General features: G+C 40.8%; 1 protein-coding gene. It reads right to left on the reverse strand.

Annotation, left to right across the window (positions count from 1 at the left end; genetic code table 11):
• Positions 1–127: 127 nt before the first annotated feature.
• A complete protein-coding gene (locus DRJ53_RS21020; protein WP_162303953.1) occupies positions 128–802 on the reverse strand; it encodes a DUF2711 family protein in 675 nt (224 codons plus the stop codon).
• Positions 803–922 lie beyond the last annotated feature (120 nt).

Raw genomic sequence — 922 nt, forward strand, 5'->3', positions numbered from 1 at the left:
GGCATCATACAGCAAAAGCCTGCTTTGCGGCTGAAATAAAAAGGACCGCTTTTCCAAAGCAATCCTTCGGTCAGTTTTTCATTCGTTTACCTACGTTGTGCCACAGCCACCCATGTTGTGTGCAGCTTCACTTTAATGCCCACCATGACATTGTCTCTTTTTCGCAGTAAAACCCTTCCAATCTTTGAGCAAATTGATGAACACGGCTCCTTGGACCGCAAATAAACGTTTCAACATAATCAAATGCATTAGCAATAAAGAGCTGCTCATCTACAGTTTGCAAGCATCTTCGATGATGATACTGGTCAATGACTTTGTTTAAGTCTAGCTCAACTTCGTATGGCAAATCAATATCCGGAAACTCTGGAATACACCTTATTTGCGAATGTCCCATTTGCTTTAGGATATCGATTAAAGCTTCCAATTGATGCGGGCTGAAAGTATCTTCATATGGCTGAATGATCTTTTCCTTTATGCAGATCTCTCGAAGACGGTCTTTCTGATTACTGAACTCTTCCCGCGAAGTCATTGCTTGCCTAAGGGTTGCGATCGAGTCAAAACCAGTTATTTGCAGCATTTTTTCCCAAGACAGCGGAAATGTCTGTTCAGCCAACAGCCGCATGTCGAAGTAATTGTCGTCGTCTTCTATTCTTTCAAAAAGGTTTGATCTGTTTTTAACCTTCATAAAAGGTTTTAAGTAGCAAAAAATAGACTCATAGATGTCTCCCCAATACTTGAATAAAGCGACATTGTAATAAGGGACTGTTATCCTTCTATATTCTATTGGTAATTCTGTTTCCATGAGTTGCACACAACGGATTAGCGCTTGCCGATGTACCGGCAATAGCATTCCGTCGGCTTGGTAAGTTAGATAAAGTTGAATAAAGAACAAATACTGAACGACTGCACTTCAGCCGGTATA

The sequence above is a fragment of the Paracnuella aquatica genome, from assembly GCF_003332885.2.
In the GTDB taxonomy this organism is placed as follows: domain Bacteria; phylum Bacteroidota; class Bacteroidia; order Chitinophagales; family Chitinophagaceae; genus Flavisolibacter; species Flavisolibacter aquaticus.

Bases quoted from the DNA above. Each gene is read 5' to 3' on its own strand.
- DRJ53_RS21020 (WP_162303953.1), bottom strand. From the start codon at position 802: ATGGAAACAGAATTACCAATAGAATATAGAAGGATAACAGTCCCTTAT.